Origin of the sequence: Corallococcus macrosporus (genome assembly GCF_017302985.1) — a bacterium.
In the GTDB taxonomy this organism is placed as follows: Bacteria; Myxococcota; Myxococcia; order Myxococcales; family Myxococcaceae; genus Corallococcus; species Corallococcus macrosporus_A.
On sequence record NZ_JAFIMU010000003.1, the window covers coordinates 1 to 26,479 of the forward strand.

The 26,479-nt window shown below is 69.6% G+C and carries 23 protein-coding genes; 10 read left to right on the top strand and 13 right to left on the bottom strand.

Annotation, left to right across the window (positions count from 1 at the left end; all coding sequences use genetic code 11):
• The 3 genes from JYK02_RS04760 to JYK02_RS04770 all read right to left on the bottom strand — a co-directional run.
• Positions 1-742: helix-turn-helix transcriptional regulator (locus tag JYK02_RS04760; RefSeq protein ID WP_207048694.1), on the bottom strand; the 742-nt coding region annotated here is incomplete at its 3' end.
• Positions 743-915: 173 nt separating this feature from the next.
• A complete protein-coding gene (locus tag JYK02_RS04765) occupies positions 916-1,470 on the bottom strand; it encodes a hypothetical protein (protein WP_207048695.1) in 555 nt (184 codons plus the stop codon).
• A 186-nt stretch (positions 1,471-1,656) separates the two neighbouring features.
• Positions 1,657-2,859, bottom strand: coding sequence for an erythromycin esterase family protein (locus tag JYK02_RS04770; protein WP_207048696.1), 1,203 nt, complete (start codon positions 2,857-2,859; stop codon positions 1,657-1,659).
• A gap of 92 nt (positions 2,860-2,951) precedes the next feature.
• On the opposite strand from JYK02_RS04770, the gene JYK02_RS04775 reads away from it, so the two are divergent.
• Entirely contained in the window at positions 2,952-3,248 is a 297-nt protein-coding gene (locus JYK02_RS04775) for a hypothetical protein (RefSeq protein ID WP_207048697.1), read from the top strand.
• Positions 3,249-3,328: 80 nt separating this feature from the next.
• The gene (locus JYK02_RS04780; protein ID WP_207048698.1) at positions 3,329-4,315 is read left to right on the top strand and encodes an alpha/beta hydrolase; all 987 of its coding nucleotides are present in this window, start codon (positions 3,329-3,331) and stop codon (positions 4,313-4,315) included.
• Between the two features lie 15 nt (positions 4,316-4,330).
• On the opposite strand, the gene JYK02_RS04785 is transcribed toward JYK02_RS04780, so the two are convergent.
• Positions 4,331-5,203 (bottom strand): SDR family oxidoreductase, encoded by an 873-nt coding sequence (locus JYK02_RS04785; RefSeq protein ID WP_207048699.1) that lies wholly within the window; start codon positions 5,201-5,203, stop codon positions 4,331-4,333.
• 122 nt (positions 5,204-5,325) lie between these two features.
• Here JYK02_RS04785 and JYK02_RS04790 point away from each other — a divergent pair, with 122 nt between their 5' ends.
• Positions 5,326-6,048 (top strand): TetR family transcriptional regulator, encoded by a 723-nt coding sequence (locus JYK02_RS04790; RefSeq protein WP_207048700.1) that lies wholly within the window; start codon positions 5,326-5,328, stop codon positions 6,046-6,048.
• Between the two features lie 5 nt (positions 6,049-6,053).
• Here the strand turns inward: JYK02_RS04790 and JYK02_RS04795 are convergent, their stop codons facing one another.
• The 3 genes from JYK02_RS04795 to JYK02_RS04805 form a co-directional block, all read right to left on the bottom strand.
• Positions 6,054-6,476, bottom strand: coding sequence for an immunoglobulin-like domain-containing protein (locus tag JYK02_RS04795; protein WP_207048701.1), 423 nt, complete (start codon positions 6,474-6,476; stop codon positions 6,054-6,056).
• Between the two features lie 137 nt (positions 6,477-6,613).
• Positions 6,614-7,036 carry a hypothetical protein gene (locus JYK02_RS04800; protein WP_207048702.1) on the bottom strand — a complete coding sequence of 141 codons (423 nt, stop codon included), beginning with the start codon at positions 7,034-7,036 and terminating at the stop codon, positions 6,614-6,616.
• A gap of 101 nt (positions 7,037-7,137) precedes the next feature.
• Complete coding sequence (locus tag JYK02_RS04805) at positions 7,138-9,096, bottom strand: phosphoesterase (protein WP_207048703.1); 1,959 nt, start codon at positions 9,094-9,096, stop codon at positions 7,138-7,140.
• A 247-nt stretch (positions 9,097-9,343) separates the two neighbouring features.
• Between JYK02_RS04805 and JYK02_RS04810 the strand changes: the two genes are divergently transcribed.
• On the top strand, positions 9,344-10,081 hold the full coding sequence (locus tag JYK02_RS04810; protein WP_347402432.1) for a lysophospholipid acyltransferase family protein: 738 nt from the start codon (positions 9,344-9,346) through the stop codon (positions 10,079-10,081).
• Between the two features lie 24 nt (positions 10,082-10,105).
• Positions 10,106-11,407 (top strand): hypothetical protein, encoded by a 1,302-nt coding sequence (locus JYK02_RS39485; protein ID WP_242588443.1) that lies wholly within the window; start codon positions 10,106-10,108, stop codon positions 11,405-11,407.
• Between the two features lie 15 nt (positions 11,408-11,422).
• On the opposite strand, the gene JYK02_RS04820 is transcribed toward JYK02_RS39485, so the two are convergent.
• Entirely contained in the window at positions 11,423-12,790 is a 1,368-nt protein-coding gene (locus tag JYK02_RS04820) for an APC family permease (protein ID WP_207048704.1), read from the bottom strand.
• Positions 12,791-12,823: 33 nt separating this feature from the next.
• The gene (locus JYK02_RS04825) at positions 12,824-14,269 is read right to left on the bottom strand and encodes a DUF3943 domain-containing protein (RefSeq protein WP_207048705.1); all 1,446 of its coding nucleotides are present in this window, start codon (positions 14,267-14,269) and stop codon (positions 12,824-12,826) included.
• A 254-nt stretch (positions 14,270-14,523) separates the two neighbouring features.
• On the opposite strand from JYK02_RS04825, the gene JYK02_RS04830 reads away from it, so the two are divergent.
• From JYK02_RS04830 to JYK02_RS04840, 3 genes are all read left to right on the top strand, one after another.
• Positions 14,524-15,390 carry an endonuclease/exonuclease/phosphatase family protein gene (locus tag JYK02_RS04830; protein ID WP_242588445.1) on the top strand — a complete coding sequence of 289 codons (867 nt, stop codon included), beginning with the start codon at positions 14,524-14,526 and terminating at the stop codon, positions 15,388-15,390.
• A gap of 65 nt (positions 15,391-15,455) precedes the next feature.
• Positions 15,456-16,061, top strand: coding sequence for a hypothetical protein (locus JYK02_RS04835; protein ID WP_242588446.1), 606 nt, complete (start codon positions 15,456-15,458; stop codon positions 16,059-16,061).
• A gap of 91 nt (positions 16,062-16,152) precedes the next feature.
• Positions 16,153-17,208, top strand: coding sequence for a hypothetical protein (locus JYK02_RS04840; protein WP_207048707.1), 1,056 nt, complete (start codon positions 16,153-16,155; stop codon positions 17,206-17,208).
• On the opposite strand, the gene JYK02_RS04845 is transcribed toward JYK02_RS04840, so the two are convergent.
• Positions 17,186-17,599 (bottom strand): hypothetical protein, encoded by a 414-nt coding sequence (locus tag JYK02_RS04845; protein WP_207048708.1) that lies wholly within the window; start codon positions 17,597-17,599, stop codon positions 17,186-17,188. The two genes, JYK02_RS04840 and JYK02_RS04845, sit on opposite strands and share 23 nt — an antisense overlap.
• A gap of 48 nt (positions 17,600-17,647) precedes the next feature.
• The gene (locus JYK02_RS04850; RefSeq protein ID WP_207048709.1) at positions 17,648-18,052 is read right to left on the bottom strand and encodes a RidA family protein; all 405 of its coding nucleotides are present in this window, start codon (positions 18,050-18,052) and stop codon (positions 17,648-17,650) included.
• Positions 18,053-18,156: 104 nt separating this feature from the next.
• On the opposite strand from JYK02_RS04850, the gene JYK02_RS04855 reads away from it, so the two are divergent.
• Complete coding sequence (locus tag JYK02_RS04855; RefSeq protein ID WP_207048710.1) at positions 18,157-19,071, top strand: LysR family transcriptional regulator; 915 nt, start codon at positions 18,157-18,159, stop codon at positions 19,069-19,071.
• 65 nt (positions 19,072-19,136) lie between these two features.
• Here JYK02_RS04855 and JYK02_RS04860 read toward each other — a convergent pair whose 3' ends face one another.
• Positions 19,137-22,022 carry a YncE family protein gene (locus JYK02_RS04860; protein WP_207048957.1) on the bottom strand — a complete coding sequence of 962 codons (2,886 nt, stop codon included), beginning with the start codon at positions 22,020-22,022 and terminating at the stop codon, positions 19,137-19,139.
• Positions 22,023-22,297: 275 nt separating this feature from the next.
• On the opposite strand from JYK02_RS04860, the gene JYK02_RS04865 reads away from it, so the two are divergent.
• Positions 22,298-25,012, top strand: a complete 2,715-nt coding sequence (locus tag JYK02_RS04865) for a LuxR C-terminal-related transcriptional regulator (protein ID WP_207048711.1) — start codon at positions 22,298-22,300, stop codon at positions 25,010-25,012.
• On the opposite strand, the gene JYK02_RS04870 is transcribed toward JYK02_RS04865, so the two are convergent.
• Positions 25,009-26,460 (bottom strand): carotenoid oxygenase family protein, encoded by a 1,452-nt coding sequence (locus tag JYK02_RS04870; RefSeq protein ID WP_207048712.1) that lies wholly within the window; start codon positions 26,458-26,460, stop codon positions 25,009-25,011. The genes JYK02_RS04865 and JYK02_RS04870 overlap by 4 nt on opposite strands.
• Between the last annotated feature and the right edge of the window lie 19 nt (positions 26,461-26,479).

The window sequence follows — 26,479 nt, forward strand, 5'->3', positions numbered from 1 at the left end:
CGAGCCGCGCATCCGGGGGCATGCCGACCAGGGCGTCCAGCCGCTCCTTGAGCGGGAGGGGCAGTCCGGAGGAGTGGAGTTCGGAGCGGCTGAACCACCGGTCCAGCAGGACAGCGGCCTGCGGAGAGCGCAGCACCTCGTGGTGCGGCGGCTCCACGACGACGAAGGCGGCGTCGGGGCGGCGGTAGAGCTCCTCGAGGAGCCGGGCGCTGGTGGCGGCTTCCTGGACGTCACTGCAATTGCGCACGGTGTTCATCAGGTGCGCGGTGAGGCTGGAGAGGAGCGCGGCGTTCCGGGCGGAGAAGGCGCGCGGCAGGTGCCGGTAGAGCGCGAGGGCGCCGAAGAAGCCGGGCCGGATGGGGAGGAGCACGGCCATGATGTGCTCCAGGTTCTGCGCCAGCTCCCGGCTGCGTTGGAAGATGAGCGTCCGCTCGTACTCATTCCGGGTGAGGATCTGCGAATCGCGGATGACCACGTTCGGCCGGGCGAAGATGGGCTCCCGGAAGAAGTCGTGTTCGACCACGCGCTCATACTCATCCAGGATGGGGATGCGATGGCCAGGGACGTGCCAGTGGTTGCTCGCGGACTCGACGTGCATGAGGCACAGGGCCATGGAGTCCGCCTGCGCGAGCTCCAGCAGGTGCGGTCGAACGGCTTCGAGGTTCCGCGAGAGGGACAGCGAGCCGTTGAGGGCCAGGAGGGCCCTGTCCCTGAGCATGAGCTCGTCGGAGCTGAGATTCATTGAGCGGAACATCCACCCTCCCGGGTCAGACCATTCTGTGGGGATTGTACGGCACTTCCCCATGCATAGACATGGCCTGAAAACCTGCCCCTCACCCTTCCTGGGGATTGACGGGGCGGAGGAGGGCACCGCCCGGAGCCCCATCCAGGACCCCGGGCGGAGTTCAGCTCAGCTCACTGCATGATGGTGACGATCTGCGCCTGGCAGGTGTTGATGTCGATGAAGGAGTTGATGGTGTCCAGGGCGCAGATGGCGCCGCCGACGGTGCCGAAGGCGACGGACGCCGTGCAGGTGCCGCCGGAGTCAGCGATGTCCACGCGCCAGATACAGGTCTTCGCGCCGCCCGGGTTCGCCGGGTCGACCGTCCAGTAGTACTGCTGGGAGAACGACGGCGCCGGGGTGGGCGCGCTGATCTGGAACCCGCCCAGGGTGGCGGTGGGCACGGGGTAGGGCGTGAACACGCCGTTGAACGTCCCCGTCACGATCTGGAGGCCCAGGGAGACGGTCGCACCGCTCTGGTTCTGGATGAAGAAGTTCTCCAGCGCCGGACCCACGGACGCCCCGCCCTTCACCTGGGGAACCTCGAAGGCCCCCTCGCGGAGGCTGACATATTCGCCGCGCTGGGTGAGGAAGTCGGGGAACCCGAGCTCCACCTGGCCGGCGAACGCGATGGACGGAGCGAGAGACAACAGCGAGGCAGCCAGGAAACGCTTCACGTTCCTCGTCATGGACTTCTCCTGAGTTGTTTGTGCGGGGGTTGGCCGAAGCCAATGCCTTACTAACACCAATCCCTTTCTAACTGCAAATCAATCCAGGCAATTCGAGGAGTTCCTGTGGGCGTGAATGATTGCGATCGTGGCGTGCCGGGACGGCCCTACGGGATTCCCACGGGTCAATCAAACCCATAGGCCATATCACCGGGGGCGGCCCGGGGCCTCTTCGCGGAAGATCAACAGTCCATCCATGACCGTGTCCCACGGCGCCGTCATCCACGTGTAGTTCAAGGCACGCGCCACCCTGGGTCCGAAGTCACGGAGCTGGTGTCCCTCCAGATACCGGGTGTCCGCGGCGTGGTTGGCGAACGCCCACCCCTCCAGCGATTCGGCCGTCGCGGGGGCCAGGACGTAGGTGCGAGCCGAGCTGCCGAGGGCATAGCCCCCGGAGTTCGCGGAGAACCCCAGCACGAAGGACCGGTCCCCGTACTTCTCACGGACATGGGAGCCGAAGGACGTCCCGTTTCGAGCGTCCGCATCCACCTGCCGCAGGTCCTTCGCGGCATGGATGGTGGCAAGCCAGACGATGGCCTTGCGCGGCCTGGGGAACTGGGACAGGAACGATTCCAGGTTGAGGAACATGGAGCGATCGCGCGCGTCGAAGTCGTTCCAATCCCTTGCGCTCGCGGTCTGCTCCGGAGTCTGGGACATCGCGGCGACCTGGCGGGTGAAGTTCCGTTCCAGGTTGCGGACCATCCGCAGCGAACGTCCGGACTCGGGAGCGGTGAGCGCCGACGCCAATTCCTGCCAGCACCCCAGGATGAACTTCGCGGTCTCCGCCGTGTACGGGTGGGCTTCGTCATATCCCCAGGCCATGTGCCGTTCTATCTCCGCGCCGCACGCGGCCTGCCTTGGCCCCTGGAAGAGAGGGATGAGCTCACGCGCCATCTGCTTCTGCGCGTAGGTGCCCCTGCCAATCTGATCATCGAGCCCGCCGGCCACCAGCGTCCCCGCCTGGAGCCGCGCGGTCAGGAACGGGATCAGGGGCGCCATCTCCTCGGTGGCCCACATCCTGCCAATGGCGGCGGCGACCGTGTCCTCGCCGAGGGGTTGGCCTGCCTTCAGCAGCGCCTGGATGTGGAGGAAGTCGTAGGTGCCTGCCTCGATGACGAACGCGTCGTAGTGGCACTCCTCCACCAGCCTGCGGGTCAAGGCCACCTTGAAGGCAACCGTCCTGGCGTTGCCGTGGTGGGACTCCTCGCCCAGCAACGCAAGCTGCTTGTCGCAGAGCGCCCGGACGATGCGGTCGGCGTCCGTGTCCGTCACGGCCTCCCGCGGGGACGTGGCCTGGGATGACGAGGCACAGGCTGCAAGCAGCGGGAGCAGGAGCAGGAGGTATTTCATTCGCGGCCCTTTCATGAGCGAAAGGTTCACTCTAGGTCCGTTTGGGTAGTGGTTGTATGCTGCCCGCGCAGTTCTTCTCAGACGGAGCACGCATGCGCACGCTGAAGAAGTCCCTCCTGGCTGCCTCGGTTGTCCTTTCCCTCTCGCCCGCGGCTGCCTTTGCCGCGAAGCCCCAGTGCGAAGACATCTGTTACGAAAGTCCCTGCAGCACGATCTGCGACGTCCGGGGCCGCACGACCACGTGCGCCGAGAACGCGATGTACTGGGGCTGCATCCCGAGCGTCACCGACATCGACCCCGCCGCCACGGAGGCCCAGCAGGCCGAGGCCTCACGGGTGTGCAGCGAGCAGGACCCGGCGGCCGAGCAGTCCGCCACCGTCGAGAGCTGAGGCGCGAGAATGACCGGGACGTCCGGCATGCTTCATGATTTGCCGGGCGTCTCATCTCGACTGCCTGTCTCCGGCCCTCCATGACCCGCCCGAACGCATCCCCCGACTTCGACCCCCAGCTCGCCGCGCTCCTGCCTTCGCTGAAGGGGTATGTGCCGGTGGGGATGACGCTGGAGCAGCTGGAGCACTTCCGCACGTTGAGCCGCGTGGGCCGGGAGGACCTCATCGGAGACGCGAAGGTCCGCTGCGTCGATCACCGCATCCCCGGGTACCAGGGCGCGGAGATCACGGTCTCGGTCATCGCGCGGCAGGACCACGCGACTCCCGGGCCCGCCGTCTATTTCATCCATGGTGGCGGCATGGTGATGGGGACCCGCTTCGCGGGGGCGAGGCCGCTCGTGGACCAGGCGCTTCGTCACGATGCGGTCTGCGTGACGGTCGAATACCGCCTGGCGCCCGAGCATCCGGCCCCCACCCTGGTGGAGGACTGCTACGCGGGGCTGGAGTGGATGGCGGCGAACGCCGCGGCGCTCCAGTTCGACCCGAGCCAGCTCGTCATCTTCGGCGGAAGCGGTGGGGGAGGGCTCGCGGCGGGGACCACGCTCCTGGCCCGGGATCGGCGTGGGCCGCGGCTGCTGGGCCAGTTGCTGCAATGCCCCATGCTGGATGACCGCAACGAGACGGAGTCCGCCCACCGGTACGACGGCGTCGGCGTCTGGGACCGCACCAGCAACCTGACGGCCTGGCGGGCGGTGCTCGGCGACCGTCTGGGCGGCGCCGACGTGTCTCCCTATTCCGCGCCCGCGCGCGCAACGGAGCTCCGGGGGCTGCCACCGACCTTCATCGACGTCGCGGAAGGGGAGACGTTCCGGGATGAAGCCGTTGCCTACGCGCGCGGAATCATGGCCGCTGGCGGCGAGTGCGAGCTGCATGTCTGGGGCGGCGCCTTCCACGGCTTCTACGACATCGCGCCGCAGTCCGACGTGGCCCGGGCCTGCATCGCGACGCGCGACGCGTGGCTGGGACGCATGTTCGCCCGAGGCGCCGCGAGCAGGGGCGCGAAGTAACCGGGGGCCGGGCCGCTATGCCGCCCGGCCCAGCTTCTCGGCCAGCACCTCGCGCATGCCCGTCGGCGCACGGCCCAGCAGCTCACGCAGCGTGGGATTGACGGCCGCGAACTCTCCGTCGCGGCTCGCGCGGTAGAGGCCGAGCGAGATGGCCACCGCGGGCGCGGGCATGCCGGAGGCGGTGAGCTTCGCGCGCATCTCGTCCTCCGGCACCGTGCTCCGGTGGAGCGGGCGTCCAAGGATGCCCGACGCGAGCTCGCACAGCGCTCCGAAGTCGAGCGCCTGCGATGCCGTGAGCGGCGGCGTCGGCCCGTCGTAGCGGCCCTCGTTCGTCAGGATGACTGCTGCTGCCTCCGCGAGGTCCGCGTGCGTGGTCCAGGAGACCTTGCCGTCCGCGGGTGCCTCGAAGACTCCTGTCTGCAGGCCCTTCGCCAGCAGGAACACCGCGCTCGAAGCGTAGAAGCCGTTGCGAAGCGAGGTCCACGCCAGCCCGGACTCGCTCAGCAGCTGCTCCGTCGCCGCATGGTCGAGCATCGGCGGAAACGCCGAGGAACGGCTCGCGGCCATGTGGCTCGTGTAGACGATGCGTCGCGCGCCAGCGGACCGGGCGGCGTCGATGGCGGCGCGGTGCTGGGCGAGGGTATCGCCGCCCGTCGCTCGCGCGTTCGAAGAGACCATGAACACCTGGGATGCGCCTTCGAAGGCGTGCGCGAGGCTCGCTGGCTCCGCGAAGTCGCCCCTGCGCACCCGGACGCCCCGTGCCGCCAGGTCCTGGGCCTTCTGCACGTCCCGGACGCTGACGGCGACCCGGTCCGCAGGGACGCGGGTGATGAGGTTCTCCACGATGAGACGGCCGAGCTGCCCGGTGGCTCCGGTCACGACGATCATCGAACGCTCCTGGTGATATCGGTGGAAGCAGATGATTGTTACCGTCGATAACGTAGTGGCCGTTATCGCCGATATCAAGCCTTTGTTACCGGCGCTCCACGGGCGCGTGCTATCTCCACCCCATGAAGGATCGGGACAAGGTCGCTGCCGAGGACGTGGAGGGCTCCGATGCGCGCGCGCGCATCCTGGCGGCCGCCGCTGAGCTCATCGCCTCTGGAGGGCCCGAGGCCGCGACGACGCGGGCCGTGGCTGCCGCGGCGGGGGTGCAGGCGCCGACGCTCTACCGGCTCTTTGGCGACAAGCGAGGCCTGCTCGCGGCGGTCTTCGAGCACGCCATGCGGAGCTACGTGTCGGAGAAGGCCGCGCGCAAGCCGCACCCGGATCCGCTTCAGGACTTTCGCGACGGGTGGGACATGCACATCGCGTTCGGCCTCAGCCACCCCGGGCTGTTCGCCATCATGAGCAGCGACCCACAGCTCGCGTCGCAGTCTCCGTCCCTGGGCGACGGGGAGGATGTCCTGCGGCGGCGCATCCGGAACCTCGCGCTCGCGGGCCGGCTGCGGGTCAGCGAGGAGCGGGCGCTCGGCCTGGTGTCCGCGATGGGCATGGGCGCCGTGCTCACGCTCCTGAGCCAGCCCGAAGGCAAGCGCGACCCCGGGCTCGCCCACGCCGCGCGCGAGGCCGCGGTGGCCGCCATCACGAGCGAGGCGGCGAAACCCAAGCACGCGGAGGTCCGCGCCATGGCCGCCGCGCTGCGGGCCTCCCTGGACCGGATCCGCGTCCTGTCAAAAGGCGAAAGCCTGCTGCTGAGCGAACTGCTCGAGCGCATCACGGACGCGGAGTAGCCGAATCAAGGCGCCGTCACCTCGATGCGGAAGGGATTGCTGATCACCCGCTCCTGAAGGGAGCGTCCTTCAGCGTCGGTCCTCAGCGTGTCCACGTCGTGCACGATGCGGTACTCGCCGGCCGGCAGCTCCTTGTGGAGTGTCACCATGCCGTGGGCCTGGTCACCGACCTTCAGCGTGTGAAGCACGGCAGGGCAGGCATCGGTCTCGCCCAGGAGCGGTGTGGGGATCCACTCGCCGTCCTCCCGGTGCTCGACCCGGGCGCCGCAGAGGTTGTAGCCCACCTCGCGGGTGCCCTCGTTCACCAGCACGAGCTGGACGGTGTCACCGGGCAGGTACGCCGTGGCGTCCGTGGAGAGGGAGACCTCGACCTCCCCACAGGCCATCAGGAGCGTGGTGAGGGCTAGCAACGGCAGGGTGTGTCGCATTCGCGTCCTCCTGGGATTGAGGCCCGGCGCTGATGCAGCCGCCAGGCCATCTTCAAACCCAGACGCATCAAGGGAGTACGCGGAGGGCCCTCTCGGAAAAGCATGGCGATGGCGCCGGGGCCCTCAGCAATCTGAGGTCAGGAGTCGTACAGCGCGGCGCCGTAGACCGCGAACAGGCCCTGCTCGAAGGCGCCCAGCGGGGTGCCGTTGTCGTTGCCGGGCGACAGCTCCATCCCGAGCAGGTCCAGGACGGCTCTGCGCACCGCCCCCGCGCCCTCGCTCAAGGCCTTGTCCACCGACACGCGCTCGGCTTCCGACAGCACTCCTGACAGCAGGGTGCCCGTGGCGGGATCCGTCCGGAAGGACATGCCGAGGTTGGCGAGGCCCCGCGCGAACTCGATGTCCGGTCCGCCCAGCTCCGCCGCCGTGAGCGAGTCCGCCGCGCGGATCATCGAGCCGGCGACCGCTTCCTGCTGGAGCGCTGCCTGGCGTGCCGCGGCCTCCGCCGCGAGCCGCGCGGCGAGCTGGCCATACCCCGACTGAATCGTGCTGTCCCCCATGACACATCCTCCCCAGGAATGTTCGCACCCTGCTGCGTGCGAACGGAGTATCGGCAAGGGGCCGGGGGAGGATGAGTCAAGCCGGATTAAATCCGCGGCCGCTAGGGCTGCACGGTGAAGCGCACGCTCAGGGGAACGCCGCCGAGTCCCTGCCCGTTGGCCTCGCTGTAGGGCGTGGCCGTCAGCACGTGGGTGCCGACGGTCGCCGTGGCCGGGAGGATGTAGGGCGCCTGGTTGTCGACGGTATCGACGCCGTCGAGCTGGAAGCGCACGCTGCCCACCTGGGCCTCGTAGGTCCAGGCCATGAGGCCCACGGAGTTTCCTCCCAGGTCACTCAGGTCGAAGACCGCGCCGTTGTACATCGGCGCCAGCTCCCTGCCGGAGTCCGGGTTCACGACGGTGAAGGAGTTCACCTCGCTCACGTGGTTGGGCAGGACCGGGGTCGTCCGCTGGATGGTGAGCGTGTTGCCTCCGAAGGTGCGGACCTGGAAGCCCGCGAAGGGCTCGTTGTAGTAGTGCGCCAGGTCCTGCAGCGTGCGCAGCGCGAGCAGCTCACCCAGGCGGGAGCCGTGGTCGTGGTCGCTGCGGTAGTGCACCCCCGCGAAGAGCCGTCCCACGCCGACGTTGCTGACCAGCTTGTCCAGCTCGTCGAAGGCGTAGAGCGTGGGGCCGGTATAGGGCAGCAGCGCCGTGCCGTCCTCGTTGGGGACCACCGGGTTCGGCAGGGGGATGTCCTTGTAGAAGGCCTTGATCATCGTCACCCCCGCGCCAATGTAGGTGGAGTGGCCGGACGCATAGGCGGGGTGGACCGGGCTTCCTTCGGGAAAGGCCTGATTGAGCAGGTACGTGCCGCCCGCGCCTGCGTTGAGCGCGTTGTTGCGAGCCAGCACGAGCGGCAGCACCGGCGAGGTGAGCAGTTCCTGGGGAACGGGGTAGACGCGCGCCCCGGTCACGGTGTTGTGCACGCGGCCCGCGTACTCCTCCGGACGCAGGCGCCGGTGGATGAGCCACTTCTGGAACCACTGCGCGCGCAGCGCCGGATTCACGATGCGGCTCACCAGGTCCAGCCCTTCACCGTTGCCCAGCGTCGCGAAGGGCTCCTGGTTGCGGTAGTTCCGGTAGGGATTCAGCTCATCGAAGACGAGCGGCGAAGCTTTCGGATCCGCGTCCACATCGCCCAGCCGGGTGAGCAGCAGCGCCGCGTTGAGGCTGGACTGCACCGGATAGTCCAGGTGCACCCACTCGGCCAGGTCGCGGCCGTTGCGAAGGTACCGGCGGACCGGGTCGTAGATCGGCGGCTGGGTGGGGAGCGCACCGTTCTGGATGTTCAGCCAGGCGTCGAACCGGAAGACGCGGTCATCACCGGCGACACGCGTCAGGTTGCGCTGGGGAATCACCTGGGCGCCATAGGGCACGTCCATCAGCAGGAACTGGGAGATGAACGGACCCTTCACGCTCCCGGATAGCTCGGCCCGGAAGAGCGTCTGGCCCGTCACGACGCCGGCGTCCTTCGCCCCCCGGTATTCGCGGAGCGCGTTGAGGCGCTGGACGGCCTGGGTGATGACCGCGGGCGGATTGGACGTGTAGGCCTGGAACGGGACGTCCCGGACGAGAGACATCCAGTACAGTTCGTCCAGCTCTCCCGCGACCTCGGGGCTGATGAACAGCGGCGCGGGCCTGAGCGCGAGCGCGTGCGGGTCCGGCCCCACGGGCAGGTAGGAGAAGCCCGCTACGGGATTGACGAGCTTGCGCTCGCCAAGGAGTAGCGCCTCCAAGCCCTCCTCCGGATCATTCTCCAACAGGGCCGTGAGCAGCTTGTCGTACTCGGTCGTGACGACGTCGCCCAGCGCGTCGTGCTGCAAGCCCTTGCTGTAGCTGGCGAAGCGCGTGGGGTAGCGCTCCTCGTCGTTGTTATCCGGGTTCTCGGGCAGGGGTTTGGCGTACTCGGCCTCCGCCGCATTGACGCGAAGGACCCGGGCAATGCCGGCACGCAGGCCATTCGCGAGTTGGGCGTGCGCGCTTGTCGCAAGCAGGACGACACAGGGGATCAGGGGACGCAAACATCTCATCGGGGGGCTCCAACCGGCACGGGTTGCCGGGCGACGGAGATGCACCGGCTGCCCAGAAGGCGCACGCATGTGCCTGGATTCGAGCAGGGCCATGTGTCCGAAAGGGCCTGTTCGGCGCGGGAAGTGATGGCAAGCGCTCAGTGGACACGTCCCCGGGGGGCGGGGCTGCCATCCACACCTTCGCCGCATTCATGCGCACCTATGCTGGGTGCGGCCACCCACCCATGACAGAGTGGGGATCATCCGAATCCCCATCTCGATCGCGTTCTGGATCTTCCTCGCGCTGTCCAGCGCGGTGTTGTTCCTTGGAGCGCTCCTGCTGTGGGCGCTCACCCGCCCGTTTGACGCGAATGGACGCGTGCTTCACCTGTACTCGTGCTTCTGGGCGCAGCTGTATTTCTATGTGAACCCGATGTGGCACCTGCGGGTGGAGGGCCGTGAACGCCTGCCCTGGAAGGGCGCGGCGGTGCTGGTGGCCAACCACGAATCGCTGGGGGACATCCTGGTCCTCTTCGGCCTCTACCGGCCTTTCAAGTGGGTCTCCAAGGCGGAGAACTTCAAGCTACCGCTCATCGGCTGGAACATGCGCCTCAACCGCTATGTGCCGCTCATCCGCGGAGACCGCGCCAGCATCATCCAGATGATGGCGGGGTGCAGGCATTGGCTGTCGCGCGGCGTCCCCATCCTGATGTTTCCCGAAGGCACCCGCTCCCATGACGGCCAGGTGAAGGCCTTCAAGGACGGCGCCTTCACGCTCTCCATCCAGGAGCGCTGTCCCATCATCCCCGTGGTCCTCACAGGCACCGCGCGGACCATGCCCAAGCATGGGCTCATCCTCCAGCAGGCCGTCCACGCCAGGGTGCGCGTGCTGGAGCCCATCGACCCAGAGGCCTTCGGCGGGGACGTGCACGCCCTGCGCGACCACGTGCGCGACGTCATCATCCGCGAGAAGGCGCGCATGGAGGCTGAACGTTGAGCGTGCCGCGTGAGATAAGGCGCCATGCCTGACTGGAAGCGGCTGCGGAAGCTCAACGGCGGGGACCCCATCTGGTACTCGGACCCCCAGCTCGACACGAAGGACGAGGTCTGGCTCTACACCCAGGGCGGTGCCCTGCGCGTCTGGAGCGCGGGCACGCTCGACAAGGAGGATGCGAACGTCTTCAAGGGGCTCGCGCCCGTCGAACGGCGGCACACCCTGTACCGGCTCGGCAGCCTGCTTCACGTCGACGTCGAGGTGCGTGGCGCGCAGTCCCTCATCCGCCGGGGGACGCTGAACGGCGCGCACCTGGTCTCCCGCATCGAGACCTCCCAGGTCGAGGCCCTGCTGGCACGCTACCGCAAGCTGGGGTTCAAGGATGGCGCGCCGTGGAACGCGACGAAGAAGTTCGTGACGCGGCGTCAGTACCACCGGGCTCCCGACAAGTATTGGGGGGTCCTCGTGGACGGCGAGCATGTCTTCGAGGACTCCTCGAAGCAGACGACCTGCGACAGCCGTGAAGCCGCCCTCGCCCGGGCCGAGCAGCGCGTGCGAGCCAGGGAGAAGGCCGGCTTCGTGCTCCAGAACATCGAGCTCACGTCAGCCCGGTTCTCCAACCCGGAGCCCAGGCCCGCGCCGAACGCCCCCAAGCGCGCGCCCCTTCCCAATCGGCCCTCCTTCCCGAAGCCCCGGGACGCCTTCGAGGCCGTCGACGTGGCCATCGCGATGCTGAAGGACCTGCACGCGCGCATGCCCACGGGGCACTTCGTCGCGGAGCAACTGGACGCGCAGGAGGAGAAGAAGCGCATCGCCACGACCGTGGAGCACGTGTCCTTCTTCAAGCGCATGCACAAGGCGCGCATCGGCCGCTGGAGGACGGCGAAGCCGGGCAAGCCGAAGAAGCGCGAGTCCAGCTGGGACTACTTCCTGCGCGTGTATGGCTCCATCACCTGGATTGTCGGCAGCGGCGCGGACCAGGACCTGCCCATGTTCCTGTGCGGCAACGTCACCGGCGGCGGCTGGAGCTGCCTGGAGATCGCCGACGACGTCTACGACATCGAGGGCCTCGTCGAAGCCACCGGCAACACGGAGCTGGAGAACCTCCGCGTGTTTCACGGGGGCTGGCACACCTCCCGGTCCTTCGCGTTCGACGCCCGCGTGGTGTCCCCCACGGGCGAGCAGGCCATCATTCCCTTCGACGAGGGCGAGGCGGAGCTGCCCCGGCCCATGAAGCGCGAGCGGGTGCAGCCCTTTGGCCTGTGGCTCCACAAGCGCGTCGCCCAGTTGGCCCGCACCGCGGAGGAGAACCTGCGCGAGATGCTGTGAGCCGCGGTCCTCGCCTCAGGGCGTGCCGAGGGCGGGCGGAGCCTCCGGCCGCCGGGTGCGCCGGCGCCAGTAGAGGAACACGGGCACACCCGCGCCGAGCAGCAACGTGCCCTTGAGCGCGTTGAGCGGGTTGGAGGCCGTCGAGCCCAAGAGGACGTACAGCGCCGCGGCGATGAAGAGCAGCGGGGTGACGGGATAGCCGGGCACCCGGTACGCGGCGCGGGGCACCAGGCCCTGCCGCTCACGCGCGCGGTAGACGAACAGCGTCGCGGCCGTGGCGCCGAAGACGAGCCAGTCCGCGAAGACGACGTAGTCGAGCAGCTCGCCGTACGTGCCCGTGCCCGTGAGCAGGATGGCCCAGACCGCCTGGAAGACGATGGCGTTGGAGGGCGTGCGGAAGCGCGGGTGCAGCCGGGCCATCCAGGGGAAGAACAGTCCATCCGCGGCCATGGCCTGATAGACGCGCGGTGAGACGAGGATGACCAGGTTGAGGAAGCCGAAGGTGGAGAGGGCGATTCCCGCGGTGATGAACGTGCGGCCCGCGGGCCCCAGCAACTGACCGAGCGCGTCCGCCGCCGGCGCGCTGCTCGCCGCGAGCCCCACCGCGCCGAGCGTGCGCAGGTAGGTGATGTTCGCGAGCAGGTACACCGTCACCACGCCGATGACGCCGAGCAACAGGGCGCGCGGCAGGTTGCGCTCGGGGTCGACCATCTCCTCGGCCACGAAGTTCGTCTGCTGCCACCCGCCGTAGCTGAACAGCACCGGGACGAGCGCCGCCCCCAGGGCGAGCACGATGGAGTCCGGCGCCTGGGGCGCGGCGACCGCCTCCACCGCCGCAGGACGGACGCTCTCGAGCAGCAGCCCCGCGCCCACCAGCACCGCGAGCGCCAGCAGCTTGAGCACGGTGAAGACGTTCTGCGTGAGCGCGCCGGGCCGCACGCCGAGGTAGTTCACGCCGGAGAGCAGGAGGATGGCACCGACGGCGAGGGGGAAGCGGAAGCCGGGCCCCAGGCCGGTGAGCGCGAGGGTGTAGTTGGCGAAGGTGACCGCCACGGCGGCGATGGCCCCGGTGGCGATCATCAGCATCAAGCCCCACGCATTGAGGAACGCGGGCAGCGGGCCGAAGGCATCGCGCAGGTAGACGTAGCTGCCGCCCGCCTTGGGGCTGCGCTGTCCCAGCTCCCCGTAGATGAAGGCGCCAATGAGCGCCACCCCGCCGCCCATGAGCCACACCAGCAGGGTGAGCTCCGGCGTGTGCACGCGCTGCGCGACGATGGCCGGGTTGAGGAAGATGCCCGAGCCGATGATGCCGCCAATGACGAGCATCACCCCCGAGAAGAGGCCGACGCGTCGCGCGTATCCGTGGAGGGGGGAGGGGCTCATGGGACGCCGAGCATAGTCCGGCTGCCCCCGGGCTCAGTGCCACGACACGAACACCTGGAACCGCGGGGTCTGCACGGGGTCGGGCCTCTCGTTGGAAATGAGCGTGTCGCGCCGGAAGAGCTGGAGGCTGCCACCCAGCCCCAGCCCACGGTAGACCGGGATGTCCGCATGGAGGCGGCCCTCGTGGATCAGGTGGTCCTTCACCACCCCGTCCAGGGTGTGGATCCATGACGTCTCCAGCTCCACGCCGAGGTACTCCCACGGCCAGGAGCCCAACGCGGCCCGCAGCGTGACTCCCACCCCGGGCCCGTAGTCGTAGCCCCGTTCGTTGGTTTCGGAGGGGATGGAGGAGATGGCCGCGAGCGCCACTCCCCGCAGATCCAGGGCCGCGCGCACATCCATCGCTCCCGTCAGTTCATGGCGGTAGAGCAGGCTCCCGCTGAAGGACTGCGCGCCCACCTGGTAGTTGCCGATGTCCACGAAGTCGTAGAACTGGTACGCGCCCAGCAAGACCTGCCACCGGGGTCGCCGCGACAGCGAGGTGACCGCGAGCAGCCCTTGCGCATCGGCCTGGCCGAGGAAGTGGCCCTGGCGGACGATGAAGCTGGCATCCACCGCGAAGCTGTCGAACGGCTTGCGGAAGTCGTCGAGGAACGGGTCGCCGTGGCGCATGCCCAACCCGAGCACGAACCGGCCCGAGCCCTCTTGCCCCGCGTCGCCAGCTCCCTCCTGGAGGAACCCCGCCCGCGCGAAGCCGGCGAAGTGGGCCGGCGTCCACTCGCGCGGCGTGGGCCCGACCCGCCACGCCTCGCCCCGGACGACCCGGCTGAACCCACGCCCCGGATTGAGCAAGCCCGCCGCCACCTCGCGGCCGCCCCGCTCCCAGCCCGTGGCACCGTTGTCCAGAATCATCGAGGACAACCGGTACAGCACCTCGCCGACGGCGAGACCTCCGATGCTCGTGTTGATGACGTCGTTGGCGGACGGGGGGTTGTTCTCGCCGAACACCTCCCATTGGAGGCTGCCGAGGAAGGTGAGGGGAGCCGCCTCCCAGTAGCTCAGGCCGTTGTCGCGCCCGATGTTGTAGTAGATGCCGCCGTGGTACGGATGGTCGAGCTGGTTGGCGGTGAACTTGTCCGCGTCCCACTCGAAGCCGCTCGTCAGGTTGCGCCCCCAGACTTCCGGGCTCACCTCGGCCCAGTCGCGCTTCCGGATGTACCGGTTCACCGCCCACACCGCCGTGTTCACCGCCGTCACCTCGCCCAGCGCCAGCCAGGGATGCCGGCGCGGAGGCTCTGGCTCCTGGCACCCGGGAGCGGCTTCCAGGGCCGCATTCCCCGTGGCCTGAACCGTGGGCTCCTGCCTGGCGAGCGGCGCATCCGCGGGGAACCCGCGCGCCTGGGACGGAAAGACAGTGGCCAGCAGCAACACCGTCGCGACGTGCGCGAGGGCCGCCCGGCTGGGCCGCTCGGACCTCACGGCCATTGTCCCCAACACGCGGCCCCCCGTTCCCCCACGCCGGGAAGCATGCCGGGATTGAGGGTGGGACCGACCTGCCAGGGCGGCCATCGGCCCTGGAGCCGGAAGCGCCGTCGGCCGCGGAACGGTTGCTTCCTCCCTGCCCGAATCCCAGGGCAATGGAGGGACCAGGCGAAGGCTGTGATGCATCCCGGATGCCGCGCGAATGGAATCTCTGATTCTGCGCGCCGTTCAGTTGCTTGATGAGTCAGTCATTGCGTCTTAACGAAGTAAACCGCACCCGAAGGAGGGGCTCGCTCGTCGCGCTGCCGTGGGCGCTCCTCCTGCTCTCGCTGCTGACCGGGTGCCCGCTCGCGGAGAACTACCCGGATGAAACAGGACCGAGGTACAGCGGGGACCATCGGACCGCTGGCGCCGTCTCCGCGGAGGAGCCCTCCTCGCTCACCGTCGTGACGTTCAACCTTTCCTTCGCCGAGCACGTCCCCGAGGCAATCACAGCCCTCACGAGGCCACCGCTCGCGGGGGCGGACGTCATCCTGATGCAGGAGATGGACGCGGCCTCCGTGGACCGGATCGCCAGGGAGCTCGGGCTGGCCTACGTCTACTACCCCGGGTCGGTCGCGAAGGATGGGGATGACTTCGGAAACGCGGTGTTGAGCCGCTGGCCCATCACCGCGGACTGGAAGATCAACCTGCCGCATGACGACCCCTACCGCCAGCAGCACCGCATCGCGGTCGTCGCGACGCTGGACATCCGGGGGACCCCCGTCCAGGCGGTCTGCGTGCACAACGCGACCCCCATCGTCGGGCTCGGCGCCCGGCTGGATCAGGCGGAGACGATCATCGACGCGCTCGACGGAAAGGGGCCGTTGCAGATCATCGCTGGCGACTTCAACACCTCCGACCCCGGGAGCCTCACCCAGACCGTGAAGCTGTTCTCGGGGCGGGGCTTCCAGTGGGCCTCGGAAGGAGTGGGGGACACCGTGGACTCCATGATCGGGGGCCTGCCGCTCGACTCCGTCTTCGTCCAGGGCCTCTCCGTGGAGGAGCGCGGCGTGGACAGGCTCCCCGCCGGCAGCGACCACCATCCGGTCTGGGTGCGCTTCGCGTGGCCGCCATGACGCCGCGACACGCCATGCGGGCCTTTGGCTTGGGCGGGCTGCTCCTTCTTGCAGCACCCGGCTGTATGAGCGGAGCGCGGAACCTCGGCGCGGCGACGACCCCGGCGGGGACGACCGACGTCGGCGTTTCGCTGAACACCCTCGCTTTCGAGCGCGGCCGGGAGCGGGCGTATCTGCCCAACCCCGAGCTCACCTTCCGCAGGGGGGCGGGGGAGAACTGGGATTGGGGGGGCCGCCTCACGCTGCTGGGCCTCGAGCTCGGGACCCGGCATCGGCTCGCCGAGCAGTCTGCCTGGACGTTGTCGGTCGCCCCGAGCGCGGGTGTCTGGTACGTGCCCGTCACCAACAACTCCACGGAGCCCGTCAACCTGCGCCTGGGGGCGCAGGCGCTGCTGGACTACCGGCTCAGCCGGGCGTGGACCGTCACCGGGGGCGTCTCGATGATGGGGACCTTCGCGGGACCCCTCACCGTCTTTCAAGGCAGGTTCAACGGCACGCACCTGCTTGCGTCACCGGGCGGCTCGCTGGGCATTGGTTTCCGCCTGCGCCCGAACCTGGAGCTGCGAGCCGAGGGCGGCCTCGAGCTTCCGCTCGACCTGAGAGAAGGCCGCCGGCAGCCGACGGGCTACGCGGGGCTGACGCTCCGCTGGCGGCGCGCCGACGTTCGCTGACGGAGCGGGAGTCAGGAGGGGCTCATGGGCCGCGGAGCATCTCGGCTAGCATGCCGTCCGCCGTGAATGCCCATGCTGGAAGGACGGTCCCGTGGCAGCCGCTGATGGCATCAACCCGACGTCGCAGGCCCTGGTCGTCGAAGGGCCCCTGTCGGGCGTGATGAGCTCCCTGGCGGTGCTGCCGGAGACCCAGAAGTCCCGCCGCTTCTGGCGCCGCGTGTGGACCCGGCTGAAGTCCCTGGCGCGGCTGGGGACCTTCCTGCTGTGTGTGTGGATTGCCGGCACCGCCGAGGCTCCCCTGGACGCCGTGGCGGGCGTCCTCGCGGTCGTGCTGGGGCTGGTGCTGTGGTTTCGCAACCTGCTCCCCAATCCCTTCCACGCGGAGGGCCATCCGGGTGACGCGCTGAGCCGCCGGCCGGAGCTGGTCCTGCGGGTGCTCCGGCGCCTCAAGGCGGACCTGGCACCGGATGCGTCCGTGCGCCTGCGGCTTCGTCCCGATCCGCGTCCCCAGGGGCCGGGGTCGAGCTTCTACGAGATGAAGTTCACCCGGAAGGTCTCACGGGATGTGCTGGATCCGTGGCTCCTGCTGGAGACCCGGCTGGTGGATGGCGCGCACCTGCGGCTGAGCGCGGTGGAGCGCCGCAGGGTCAAGGTCAGCAACCGCAGACCGGATGGGACCCCGCGGCGCACCCGAAGCAAGGAGTACGACACGCTGTTCCTGGAGGCCCGGCTGCGCGTGAAGGCGAAGCGGCACCCGCAGCTCGCGACGCTCTCGGAGAAGCGGGCCCGGGAGGCGGTGCACCTGCCGCCCGGCGCGACGCTCCAGCGGCTGCGCGTCACCGGGGAGCGGCTCCTGCTCCGGATCCGCCTGGAGGAGTCCTGGCTTCCGTATGTCCCGAAGGACGCAACGGGAGAGGCGGCCACGGCCCCGGACGCGTCCCGCGCCGTGACGATGATGCTGCTGAGCCTCTACCAGATGCTCCATTTCGCCCGGACGCCCGCGGCCCGCCGGGCCATCAAGGCGCCGCCTCGCCCGAAGCCGTTGCCGCAAGAGGCGCTGCCTCACGAGCCGCCGTCGCCTCCCCAGAAGCAGCCACACCCTCGCGCGAAGTCGCGGCGCCTCCTCAGAACGAGGCGTTCCAGGTGAGCGCGGCGCCGCCAGCGGTCGGCGTGATGCCGACCTCGGTCAGCGCGGCGAGGGCGCGGTGCTGCCGCTTCCACTCGACATAGTCGTTGTGGCGGCTGACGCCCACGAGCAGCAGCGGGACACCCACGGCCGTCAGGACGCCGCCGAGGACCAACGAGGTCCCAAGACAGACGTCCTGCGTGTCCCGGGGGACCATGCTGGTTTTACAGAGGGGCGAGGTGAGCAGGTTGACCGCCCCCACGCCCGTCATGATGCTGCCGGTGACGAGCATGCCCGTGCCCGTGGGCGGAGGCCTGCCGCCGAGCAGCTCGTTCGCGCGCTCCTGCGCGAAGGCGGGATTCGAAGCGAAAGTGACGGCTGCGCTCACAACCAGGGAGAGGGTCGCTTTCATGTGACAAAGAGAGCGAGGGGCACGCTCAACGTCAAGCGTACCCAGGGCTCAGTCCACGACCGCGGTGGCTTCAATCTCGACGAGGACATCCGGCTCGAAGAGCACGGAGACCCCGATGAGCGAAGCGGGCGCCGGCACGATGCGCAGCTCCTTGGAGACCTGCTCGATGCCGGCGAGGAAGTCGGGCATCCGCTCATGCTTCCAGTCGACCACGTAGATGGTCAGCCGGACGACGTCGTTGAACGTCGCCCCGGCCGCCGCGAGCGCGATGGAGACGTTGCGGTAGGCCTGCGCCACCTGCCCGGCCAGGTCCCCTCGCGCGACGAGCTGTCCTTGCGCGTCGTACGCGACCTGTCCCGCGATGTGCACCTGCCGGGTGCCGGTGGCGATCGCCACCTGCCGGTACACGTCGGGCTTCATGAGTCCATCGGGGTTGAGCAGGGTGACAGGCATGGAGGCGCTCCAGGTGAATGGGTGAATGCCGGGCTCTATACCGGGCCCATTGACGAACGGCGTTCCCCACTCCAGCGACGCGGTCGCTACAATGCGCGCCAGCGATGAAACGCGCGCAGCTGGATGAGATCTTCGCCTTCATGGCCGTCGTGGACGCGGGCAGCTTCGTGGGAGGCGGCCAGTCCCTCGGGCTGACGCGCTCGGCGGCGGGCAAGGCCCTGGCCCGGTTGGAGTCGCGCCTCGGCGTGCGCCTGCTCAATCGCACGACGCGCCAGCTCAGCCTCACCGACGAGGGCCGCGTCTTCCACGAGCACTGCCTGCAGGTCGTCGCGGCCCTGGACGACGCGGAGGCCAGCGTGGGTCAGCGCGCGGGAACGCCCCGGGGCGTTCTCCGGATCACCCTGCCGGCGGCGTTCGGCAGACGTCAGGTCCTCCCGCTGCTGCGGGACTACCTGCGCGCCTGGCCGGAGCTCCAGGCGGAGGTGAGCTTCACGGATGGCGTCTCGGACATCATCGAGGAGGGCTACGACCTGGCCGTGCGCATCAACGCCTCCAGCACGGACACGCGCCTGGTCTCCCGGGTCGTGGCCCGATCCCCGGTGTTCGTCTGCGCCGCGCCCGCCTACCTCAAGGCGCACGGCGAACCCCGCACGCTGGAGGACCTGGCGGCCCATGAGTGCCTGCTCTTCAGCAGCCGGACGCGGCGGCAGCACTGGCGTCTGCGCGAGAAGGGCGGTGCCCCGTTGAAGGTGGAGGGGCGAAGCCGGCTGCGGCTCGACAGCGGCGAGGCCATCCGCGACGCGGCCATCGCGGGGCTGGGCATCGCCTATCTTCCCGGCTTCCTGGTCGGCGAAGACCTGGCGAACGGGCGGCTCAAGGCGCTGCTGCCGTCCTGCGAGACGGAGTTCGTCCCCATCATGGCGCTCTACCCGAGCAAGCGGCACCTGCCCGCGAAGGTGCGGCGCTTCATCGACCTGATGGTGGAGCGATGGGGCGCGACTTCGACAGCACCCAAATGATGAAGAGCCCCGCCTCCCCGGGTGCACCGGAAGAGGCGGGGCAGGGGGCCACGAACGTCTGCCGGCTACTGGCCGTCGAGCCTGCCGTCCAGGTTCCGGTCGAGCGCGATGCGCGTGCCGGAGCCCGGAGGCACCGCGGTGAAGGTCACCTCCTGGCCCAGCGTGTTCGCCAGCGCGCGCAGGGCCGCGGTGGTGATGTTGGCGGTGCCGTCATCCGGCTTCCACGTGCCGGCCGCGCGGTCGAACAGGAAGCCCTTCACGCGCGTGCCGATGGCGGCCTTCGCCACCAGGTCTGCCTCGTACGTGGCGCCGCCGAGGATCTTCGACACGAACGGCGCCTTCGCCCGAGCCATCAAGAGGTCGATGCGCGCCCCCACCACGGAGGCGTTCGTCGACGTGAGCGTCACCTGCTGACCGACGATGGGCGCCAGGTCCGAGTCCACCGCCAGCATGTACGCCTCCACGCCCCGGCGTTCCGTGTCGCTCCGGAAGCCCACCAGCGGGCCGCCGATGCTGTTGTTGGCGAAGACGATGGCGCTGAAGAAGCGGAACAGCGTGTCCACCGCGCCGTCGTGCGTGAAGCCGAAGCCGCGCACCTGGTCACCCGTGGGCCCCGTCTCCGAGTGCTGGAAGAAGCTGCTGTCCGGGAAGCCGAACATGCCGACCTTCGTGTACATGTTGCGTACGTGGGGGATCTTCATGATCTGGCTGATGCCCTCGAAGCTCGACTGGCCATCCGTGCCGAAGAAGCCCTTCGACGCGTCGATGACGTGACAGCCATTGCAGTTGAAGCCGGTGTTGGTGCCAATGGCCAGACCATCCACGCGGCGGCTGCCAAAGAAGAAGTCGCGACCGGCCGCCTGCGTGGACGTGAGCGAGTTGTCCAGGTTGCGGATGGGATTGGGCGGCAGCTGCACCTGGAGCTGGAAGTTCGTGAACGTGTTCATCTCCGCCTCGGTGGGCATGTCGGCGCGGCCGAGCAGCCCGGGGAAGGCGACGACGAAGTTCTTGAACGACAGGGCCTCGTCGTACGCCCCCGCGCCGAAGAAGCCCGTGGACCGGTCCCCTCGCCAGTGCATGGCGCCCGACGTGGACATGCCGCGCAGCGTCTGCGTCGTCATGGGGCCCTTCATCGGGTGGAAGGAGTTCTGGTTGCCGGTGCCGTTGACGTCGGAGCTCGGGTGGCCGGTGAGCAGGCGGAACGCGCCAATCTCCAGGCTGCTCGCGAGGCGCTTGTCGATGGCGTTGGTCGTCACGGCGTCATCCGGGTTGCCCAGGTCCCACGCGAGCTCGTCCTTGTCACCGAACACGTGGCAGCTGGCGCACGAGGCCTCGCCGTTGGCCGAGGAGAAGTTCGCGTCGTAGAGGAACGGGCGGCCCTGCACGACGGAGGCGGGCTCCGGGTTGTAGAGCGCGGCCGAGGCCACCTGGCTCTTCGTCCCGAGGTCGATGACCTTCACCGCGTTGTCGAAGCGGGTCATCACGTAGAGGCGGTTGCGTGCCTCGTCCAGCACCAGGCCGCTGGGGCCACCGCCGCTCACCGGGATGTAGTTGGCGCTCGCCGTCCTCGGGTTGAAAGTGTCCGCCTCCAGCGCCGCGGTGTCGAAGACGCCGACCTTGCTGGAGCTGAACGCGGCCACGTACAGCTTCGCTCCGTCACCGGACACGGCCATCTCCGTGGGGGTGGAGAGGCTGTGGTCGCGGGCCGTGGGGTCGAAGCCGGGGGCGCCCGCCAGCTTCGAATAGTCGATGTGCTTGTTCAGGTGGCGCGGCGACACCGTCGTCCCCTTGATGACGGTGATGCGCATCTTCGCGATGTTGCCCTGCACGGTGCTGCCGCCGAAGGAGCCGGGGCCCTCGAAGCGGGTGAGGTTGTTGGCGTCGCTGTTGGTCGCGTACACCGTGCCCGTCTTCGGGTTGGTGGCCAGGTTGAAAACCGTCGTGCCCACGCCCGTGTAGAACGCCTTCTGCTGCAGGCCGTCCGCGTCGATGGCGAAGACGTCCTTGTCCGGCAGGTTGAAGCGCACGCCGTTGTTCCAGTTGCGGCCGAGCGTGTCCTCCCAGCGGCTGGCGGCGGGGTTCCACTTGACGATGAGGCCCGTCTCCGGAGCCTTCGCGCCCTGGGCGTTGGTGGACGGCCCGGGCAGGCCGCCCAGGAAGAGGTTGTTGCCCCACGGGAACGTGTCCGGCTGGACCAGACAGATGCCCGCCTCGCCGAAGCCGTTACACACGCTGTCCATGTTGATGGTCGTCGTCCGGTTGCCGGACTGCGCGATGGCCGCGTAGACCGTCTTCTTGTCCGGGCTGACAGCCAGCGAGCGCGGCGTGTCGCCAAAGAGCGTCACGATGCGCACGGGCGTTCCGCCCAGCGTCGTCCCCAGGGCCGCCGGGTTGAAGACCCAGAGGTCCGCGCGGCCCACGCCCGGCGTGGTGAGCTGCGGATCCCCCGCGCCGGGCACGGAGGCGATGGACGGATCCGTGCGGTGCTGGCCCCGGTGCGCGGTGGAGATGAACGCATGGCCGTTGGCCCCGGCGAACACGACGTCGCGAGGCTCGTCACCCACCAGCAGCGTGCGCACCACGCGCGGCGTGCCGCTCACGTTCACCACGCTGACGCTGTCGGACAGGTGGTTGACCACCCAGACCTCGGTGTTGCTGCGCGCGGCGACGGAGACGGGCTCCAGGCCCACCGGCACCTCGGCCACCAGTGACAGGCCCGCGCTCGTGACGTTGAAGACCTCCAGGCGGTTGTCCGGCGTGTTGACGGCGAACAGCTTCGTGCCGTCCGGAGACAGGGCCAGCGGACGCACGTGCGCGCTCTCGAACTCGATGAACGCGGGCGCCTGGGCCTGGGCACGGGAGGAGACGAACAACGACACGGCGGCGCACAGCAGACCGGCTCGGGCGTGCCACCGGTTCTTGCTCAGGGCCACCTGCGGGGAAGGGACCATCTGGAACTCCTGGGTGAGCAGGTAAGAGCTGCTCAAGCGGAATTACCAGCGGGTGCCGCGACATCGCCCCCTCCGAAGGGAGGGGGCGGGGAGGGGCCGTCTCCAGAGAGGGTGACGCGTTGCGGCGTTCGCTGTTTGACGCTGTGTGTCTTGAGGCCCCCGTCCTCGCGCGCGGCGCCCGTGGTCTACTCGGGAGCGCCATCGGTCACAGGGGAAACGCGCCCATGCCGAGCTCTCGAAATACCCCGGGGAGCCCTCCCCCAGCGCCCGCGCCGATGGGCGACGCGCTCTCACACCTGCTGCCAACGAAGCTGTCGCCGCCGCAGACGGCGTCGGTGCTCGTGTCGCGGGCCGCGGCGCTCCGGAAGATGGACCGGGGTGCCGGCGGCAAGCTGGTGCTGGTGACCGCGCCGCTGGGCTCGGGCAAGACGACGCTGCTGACGCAGTGGTACCGCGAGCTGCGCGGGTCGCGGGTGCTCGCGTGGCTGTCGCTCGACGAGCGGGACAACGCGCCCGAGCGCTTCTTCTCCTACCTCGTCGGGGCCATCCGCCGCGCGGCCCCGGAGTTCGACGCGTACATCACCAGCCAGTTGGACGCGCAGGTGGCGCTCCCGCTGGACCATGCGACGACGGTGGTGCTGCGCAGCCTCTGGAACCTGGGGCGCGAGCTCGTCGTGGTGCTGGACGACTTCCACGTGCTGCGGGAGCGCTCGGTGGTGCGGGCCTTCTCGTACCTGCTGGACCATGCGCCGCCGCACGTGCACTGGATTGTCTCCTCGCGCGGCATGCCGGAGCTGGACCTGGCGAAGCTGAAGCTCACCGAGCAACTGGTGACGCTCGACAGCCGCGACCTGGGCCTGGACGGAGAGGCCATCCACGAGCTGGGGCAGCGCCTGTGCGGCGCCGCGCTGAAGCCCGAGGACGTCGAGTACCTGCGCGCGCGCACCGAGGGCTGGGTGGCCGGCGTGAAGCTGGCCCTGCTGACGGCGGGGGAGCACGCCAGCGTGAGCGACGCGCTCCGCAAGGCCATTGGCTCCAACCACGACGTGGCGAAGTACCTGGCGGACGTGGTGCTGCGTGAGCAGACGGAGGAGGTGCACACCTTCCTGGTGCTGAGCTCGGTGGTGGACCGGCTCAACGGCGAGCTGTGCAACGCGCTGCTGGGCATCACCCGGGGGCCGGCGCTGCTGGCGGAGCTGGAGCGGGGACAGCTGTTCATCCAGTCGCTCGACACGCAGCACCAGTGGTACCGCTACCACCCGCTGTTCCTCGACTTCCTGCGCACCCAGCTCGCGTGTACGCACGGCGACCGCATCCCCGGGCTGCACCGCGCGGCGAGCGCGTGGTTCGCCGGGCACGGGCTGCCAGACGAGGCCCTGACGCACGCGTTCGCCTCGGGGGACCGGGGCTGGTGCCTGGAGCTCACGGCCCGCTGCGTGGAGGCGTGGATGCGCGAGGGGGAAATCGCCTCCGTGCTCCACTGGACGACGAAGCTGACGGCGGAGGAGACCCTCTGCTCGCCGGCCATCTGCGTGGCGCGCATCGCGTGCCTCATCCTGTCCCGCGCCTTCGTGCCCGCCTCCCTGGCGCTGCAGGACGCGCAGCGCCGGCTCCAGACGGCGGCGTCGGATCCGGAGCGCGAGCGGCTGTCGCGACAGCTCTCCCGGCTCGCGCTGCTGCACGCCGTGCTGTCGGACTCGGCGCAAGGAGCCGTTATCGAGCTGGAGACGCCTCCGGGGGACGAGGACCCGGACGTCTTCATGGCGGGCGCGGTGCTGGCGGCGAAGGCCTACCAGGCGCTCCGGCTGAACCGGTTCGACGCGATGCGGAGGCTCGCGTCCATCGCGCGGGAGACGCTGCAGGGACAGAACAACCCGTACATGGTGGGCTACACGGACGTCCTCACCGTGCTGGCGGACCGGGCGCAGGGGAACATGAAGGACGCGGCGGACCGGTGCGAGGCGGCCTTCGAGCGCGCGAGCCGGGGACGGCGCAACCCGGTGTGGGTGAACGCGGCGACGGCGCTGGCCACCACCCGCTACGACCAGAACCGCCTGGACGAGGCCGAGGCGCTCTGCATCGAGGTCCTGCCGCTGCTGTCCCAGGCGGCCGTGTTCGAGACCTTCGCGATGGCCTACCTGGTGCTGGCCCGCATCAAGACGATTCGAGGCAAGTACGCGGAGGCCTGGCAACTGCTGGACTACCTGCACAGCGTGCTCGAGTGCGGACACCAGACGCGCTTCCTGGCCCACGTCTGCGGCGAGAAGGTCCGCCTGTCCCTGGTGGAGCAGTCCCCCGCGAGGATGAAGGCGGTGGCGCAGGAGTTCGGCCTGGGCGAGCGCATGCGCCGGGGCGAGTGGAGCGAGCGGCGCTTCTACGACGAGGCCTGGGAGCAACTGGGCGTGGCGCAGGCCTGGGTGCTGATGGCGCGCGGGAGGCATGACCGGGCGCACGGGCTGCTGGAGACGCTGCGGGCCAGCGCGCACGACGCGGGCTGCGTCGCCCGGGAGACGGCGCTCCTGGCCGCGCTGGCGGTGTGTCATTGGCGAGCGGGAGACCCGGCGGCGGCGTTCGCGGCGGTGAACCGGGGCTTCGCGCTGGTGCCCCGGTTCGGCTTCAGCCGGGGCGTGTTCGACGAGACGCCGGGGCTTCAGGAGGTCATCGTCGCGGCGGCCACGCAGCGCAAGCTGAGCCACGTGCTGCCGGCCCGCTACGCCGAGCGGTACCAGGACCTGCTGTCGTCGGCCAGCGCGGGCCAGGCCCCGTTCCCGGCCCTGCCCAGCGCGCCGCTGGAGCCACTCACCGAGCGGGAGCTCCAGATGCTCAAGCTGCTGGCGCAGGGCCTGAGCAACCAGGAGATCAGCGAGCGCTCCAACGTCGCGCTCTCCACCACGAAGTGGCACCTGCGCAACGTGTTCGCGAAGCTCGACGTGACGACGCGCACCGCGGCCATCGTGAAGGCGCGGGAGCGGCTGGAAGGGACGCTCTAGGCCTGGCCGTGGGCCGGGGGCCCGGCGGGGATGAACTCGCCGTGGAAGGTGGGCGGCAGGGCGTGCTCGAAGTGGCAGCGCGCCACGGGCCCCGCGTCCAGCCGCTCCGCGTCCAGGACGGCCACGTGGGTGGTGTCCGTCTTCGCGTCGAAGACCTGGGTGAGGATCCATCCGTCGTCCTCGGCGCGGGAGCCGGGGCGGGGCACGAAGACGGGCTCGGAGGGGAACTGGTCCGCCTCCAGCGCGGCCCGCGTCACGCGGCCGGTGCCCAGGTCCAGCCGCACCACCGAGTCATAGAGGCCGCGCCGGGCCTCGCGGGTGGCGTGCGCGCCCAGGTAGACCGTCTGGTAGGGCCGGCACTCCACGCTGGGGGCGACGCGGGGGAACTCGCAGCTCAGGTCCAGCAGGGGCTCGCTGCGGAACGTCCGGGCCTTCAGGTCGATGACCGCGCGGTGGAGCATGCCGTCGGCGTCGGCGGACGGCGTGCCGCGCACCAGCTCTCCCAGCCACTGGTTGGAGGCGAAGTCCGGATAGCGCACGTAGTCCACCACCAGCGTGTCGCCGTCCTCGTACGCGTTGGAGAAATGCCAGTTGAAGAAGGAGTCGGCGGGGATGCGGATGGGGTGGGCCACGTCGTCGATGGGCACCACCAGCACCTCCGCCGCCGCGCCCGGCCGGAAGTGGACGTTGTGCGCGAACGCGCCGATGCGCAGCAGCATCTTCAGGACGTCGATGCGCATCGCCGGCAGGAAGAAGACAAGGTAGCGGTCCGTGACCATGTAGTCGTGGACCATGGTCGCGCCGGGCAGCGGCACGGACCCCAGGTGCCGCGCCTTGCCGCCGTCCGGCAGCGCGTACAGCTCCAGCGTGTTCACCCGGCCGTGGTGCTGCGCGAAGTTGTACGTCGTGCGCCGCGAGTGGATCCGGTGGGGGTGCGCGGAGAACGACTTCAGCACGGCGCCCTCCAGGTCCGACTCACCCAGGGTGGACAGGTCCTCCGGGGACAGCTCCACGGGGAGGTTCGGCTCGTGCAGCGCGTACAGCCGGCCGTTCCAGGACATCACCGCCGTGTTCGCGTTGTTCTTCTGGGGATTGAGCAGCTTGTTGCGCAGCGGCGTGGGCATGGCGTAGCTGCCGTAGAGCTGCCGGCCCGCCTTCCGCTCCGTGACCATGGTGCGCGAGTCCACGAGCCGGGCCGCGCCCTGGACGCCGTCCGGCCCGAAGCGCACGCCCATCACGCCCCCGTCACCGTCGAACCAGTGCTGGAGCGGCACCCCGTGCACGTCCACCGTCCACGCGCCCGCGCGGAACAGCGTCCCGCGCAGCCCCTCGGGAAGCCGTCCCTCCACCCGCAGGGGCTGGAAGGCGTGCTGCCGGGAGATGTTGCGGAAGGCCCGCTTCCAGGCGGGGAGGGCAGGGGTGGCGGGCTGCGGCGTCGCGGTCGTCATGACGGGTCCAGGAGGTGGA